The organism is Streptomyces sp. NPDC053426 (genome assembly GCF_055585405.1).
The window spans coordinates 1-1,739 of record NZ_JBVJKE010000050.1 but is presented as its reverse complement, the minus strand read 5'-3'; the positions used below and the strand labels follow the sequence as shown (position 1 = coordinate 1,739).

Sequence of the window (1,739 nt, the reverse complement as noted above, 5' to 3'; positions counted from 1 at the left end):
AGGGCCAACGCCTGTGTGGATGGGTAGGGGAGCGTCGTGTGCCGGGTGAAGCAGCGCCGGAAGGCAGTTGTGGACGGTTCACGAGTGAGAATGCAGGCATGAGTAGCGATTCACACGTGAGAAACGTGTGCGCCGATTGACTAAGGGTTCCTGGGTCAAGCTGATCTGCCCAGGGTAAGTCGGGACCTAAGGCGAGGCCGACAGGCGTAGTCGATGGATAACCGGTTGATATTCCGGTACCCGCTGTGAAGCGTCAAACATCGAGCATCGTGATGCTAAGGCCGTGAAACCGCCGGGTGCGTCTTCGGACAATCTCGGAGTGGTGGAGCCGCCGGCCCAAGCGGTTAGTAGGTGAGTGATGGGGTGACGCAGGAAGGTAGTCCATCCCGGGCGGTGGTTGTCCCGGGGTAAGGGTGTAGGACGTCAGGTAGGCAAATCCGCCTGGCACATAGTCTGAGACCTGATGCCGAGCCGATTGTGGTGAAGTGGATGATCCTATGCTGTCGAGAAAAGCCTCTAGCGAGTTTCATGGCGGCCCGTACCCTAAACCGACTCAGGTGGTCAGGTAGAGAATACCGAGGCGTTCGGGTGAACTATGGTTAAGGAACTCGGCAAAATGCCCCCGTAACTTCGGGAGAAGGGGGGCCACAACCGGTGATGAGCTTCGCGCTCTGAGCTGGGGGTGGCCGCAGAGACCAGCGAGAAGCGACTGTTTACTAAAAACACAGGTCCGTGCGAAGCCGTAAGGCGATGTATACGGACTGACGCCTGCCCGGTGCTGGAACGTTAAGGGGACCGGTTAGTCACTCTTCGGGGTGGCGAAGCTGAGAACTTAAGCGCCAGTAAACGGCGGTGGTAACTATAACCATCCTAAGGTAGCGAAATTCCTTGTCGGGTAAGTTCCGACCTGCACGAATGGCGTAACGACTTCTCGACTGTCTCAACCATAGGCCCGGTGAAATTGCACTACGAGTAAAGATGCTCGTTTCGCGCAGCAGGACGGAAAGACCCCGGGACCTTTACTACAGTTTGATATTGGTGTTCGGTTCGGCTTGTGTAGGATAGCTGGGAGACTGTGAAAGCCATACGCCAGTATGGTGGGAGTCGTCGTTGAAATACCAGTCTGGTCGTGCTGGATGTCTAACCTGGGTCCGTGATCCGGATCAGGGACAGTGTCTGATGGGTAGTTTAACTGGGGCGGTTGCCTCCTAAAGAGTAACGGAGGCGCCCAAAGGTTCCCTCAGCCTGGTTGGCAATCAGGTGTTGAGTGTAAGTGCACAAGGGAGCTTGACTGTGAGACCGACGGGTCGAGCAGGGACGAAAGTCGGGACTAGTGATCCGGCGGTGGCTTGTGGAAGCGCCGTCGCTCAACGGATAAAAGGTACCCCGGGGATAACAGGCTGATCTTCCCCAAGAGTCCATATCGACGGGATGGTTTGGCACCTCGATGTCGGCTCGTCGCATCCTGGGGCTGGAGTCGGTCCCAAGGGTTGGGCTGTTCGCCCATTAAAGCGGTACGCGAGCTGGGTTTAGAACGTCGTGAGACAGTTCGGTCCCTATCCGCTGTGCGCGTAGGAGTCTTGAGAAGGGCTGTCCCTAGTACGAGAGGACCGGGACGGACGAACCTCTGGTGTGCCAGTTGTTCTGCCAAGGGCATGGCTGGTTGGCTACGTTCGGGAGGGATAACCGCTGAAAGCATCTAAGCGGGAAGCCTGCTTCGAGATGAGGACTCCCACCTC

The 1,739-nt window shown here is 57.2% G+C and carries 1 rRNA gene; it reads left to right on the top strand.

The annotated features are described in order from the left end of the window. Positions 1-1,739: ribosomal RNA gene (locus ACZ62B_RS39050) — 23S ribosomal RNA — on the top strand; the annotation flags it as partial.